Raw genomic sequence first — 1773 nt, forward strand, 5'->3', positions numbered from 1 at the left:
GATTTAATATGTCCTGATTTTGGTTTCAGTAAGGTTTTCATAGAGGTGTTCAGGCANCTCCGTTTCTGTATACATAATCAAATGTGTATTTCATTCCTGGCCCTGAGTACCTTTTATTCATTGACCTGTGTATTATTACATCCCATGAATTTCTATTTTTCAGTAAAACACCATCCATATCGAATACCATTAATTTTATATTTCCCAGATAATCTATATTCTGGTTTTTATTTATACTATTTTTTAGCTCTTCAATTTCTATCATTGTATATATATTCACAATGTATATTAAGCATTTACTATATATTTTTAGTAAATATATATGTTTATTGAATTACTTATTTATATTGCATGTCCCTCCGGATAATTTTCTCAAATAGTGAATTCAGGATAAACAATTTATATGTTTACACTATATGACATCTAATGTCTGATGGGGTCAATGCATTTTCTTTTAGATAATGCAAAGAGGAATTTCCATGACGTTGGGGCTTGAAAACATGAAAGAAAAGCAGAAACTAGACCGGAGAAATACATACACGGCTGGGAATGCTCCACATAGAAAATCAAGCATTATAAAAGGAGTAGAAACGAAGTTGAATATAAACACTGAGAAGGTCAAACTGGTAAAATACGTCAGGGGATTGAGATTTGCTACACAATTCCTCCCCACGTTTTCGCAAGGGGTCTCCCAGGGGGTGTAAGATGGATATCTATTACATAACAGCTTCTATTGCTATTTTAGCGATACTTTTCATCCTGTCAATTAAATTAAGGATATTTGATATGAAAGGAACTATAGCTGCCCTTATTGTTGGTGTTCTTATCCTGATTCTTGGCTCCCTTTACTGGCTGATTCTCATGCTGATATTTGCCATAACAGCCCAGATGGTAACAAAATTTAGAATCAGGGAAAAGACTAGAAGAATGTTGCAGGAAGGGGAAAACGGTGAGAGGCATGCCTCTAATGTGGTCTACGCGGCAGTGATAGGAATAGGAATAGCTGTAATGCATGCTGCACATATAGGCGGATTTCCCTATTTTCTCATATTCAGCGTTTCATTTGCCTCTGTCAACGCGGATACTTTCGCCTCAGAAATAGGGGTGTTTGACAGGAATGTTTATATGATTACAGGATTCAAAAGAACAACACCAGGGGTAAATGGAGGCATTTCACTTTTAGGTGAGGGTACAGCACTTCTTGGTTCATTTATAATAGGACTATCATATGTTATACTGGATTTTCATAATTTTAACATAGTTCTGCTCATGTTGATAACAGTACTTGGATTTATAGGATGCCAGGTAGACAGCCTTCTGGGGGCTATGTTTGAAAACAGGGGAAAAATGTCCAAAGGCCAGGTAAATGCTTTATCTACACTTCTGGCTGTGGCGCTTGCCTTTGCCATATATATATGAGGATAGACATCGCAGTTATGTTTATTAACAGTCATTATATTATAGATTATGGCAAAAATGTTCGTAATACTAACAAAGGGAAAGGATGACCTGAACATGGCAAATGTTGCTGCTAATTTTTCATACAACTCTGTTAAAAATGCTGGAGCCACAGTAAATTTTATGTTTCTTGGAAGAGGAGTAGAAAATCTTTTAAAAGACTCCAATGGAATAAAGCCAATAGTAGATCTTGTGAACAACATGAAATCTGTTGGAATAGGTATTACATATTGCAAGGTTTCTGCTAAGGGCCTGGGCCTAAGCGAAGAACAGATGCTGGAGGGAATACCACCGGTCATGGGAGGCGTCCAGACG

3 protein-coding genes are annotated in these 1773 nt (G+C 36.6%); all 3 read left to right on the plus strand.

All coding sequences use genetic code 11. From position 1 onward, the window contains the following. The first annotated feature begins 479 nt into the window (after positions 1-479). Positions 480-704, plus strand: a complete 225-nt coding sequence (locus AMDU4_RS08475) for a hypothetical protein (RefSeq protein ID WP_290704718.1) — start codon at positions 480-482, stop codon at positions 702-704. Between the two features lies 1 nt (position 705). Beyond that, positions 706-1419: a DUF92 domain-containing protein gene (locus AMDU4_RS08480; RefSeq protein ID WP_021787569.1), complete on the plus strand. Its 714-nt coding sequence runs from the start codon at positions 706-708 to the stop codon at positions 1417-1419. A gap of 48 nt (positions 1420-1467) precedes the next feature. Further along, positions 1468-1773: DsrE family protein (locus tag AMDU4_RS08485; protein ID WP_290704721.1), on the plus strand; the 306-nt coding region annotated here is incomplete at its 3' end.

The organism is Ferroplasma sp. Type II, from assembly GCF_000496155.1.

What these genes read in the sequence shown, in the direction of transcription:
- AMDU4_RS08475 (WP_290704718.1), top strand. Translation starts at nt 480, where the DNA reads ATGACGTTGGGGCTTGAAAACATGAAAGAAAAGCAGAAACTAGACCGG.
- AMDU4_RS08480 (WP_021787569.1), top strand. Translation starts at nt 706, where the DNA reads ATGGATATCTATTACATAACAGCTTCTATTGCTATTTTAGCGATACTT.